The following is a 236-nucleotide window of genomic DNA, read 5'->3' on the forward strand; positions in this document are numbered from 1 at the left end:
CCTGAGTTTCTCCCCATACCTGCAAACGGGCGGCACGCTGGAAGTGAAAACCATTGCGATTATCTCCTTTGCGCTTTGTGGTTTTGCTAACTTTGGTTCTATCGGTGTTGTCGTTGGCGCATTTTCGGCTATTTCGCCAAAACGTGCTCCAGAAATCGCCCAGCTTGGTTTACGGGCGCTGGCAGCAGCAACGCTTTCCAACCTGATGAGTGCGACTATTGCCGGGTTCTTTATTG

Annotated in this window: 1 protein-coding gene; it reads left to right on the forward strand. The window is 51.3% G+C overall.

Annotation, left to right across the window (positions count from 1 at the left end; all coding sequences use genetic code 11):
* On the forward strand, positions 1-236 hold a 236-nt coding region (locus V5P19_RS24500; RefSeq protein WP_334408110.1), incomplete at both ends, for a nucleoside transporter C-terminal domain-containing protein.

This window comes from Enterobacter sp. UNJFSC 003 (assembly GCF_036903355.1).
Classification (GTDB): domain Bacteria; phylum Pseudomonadota; class Gammaproteobacteria; order Enterobacterales; family Enterobacteriaceae; genus Enterobacter.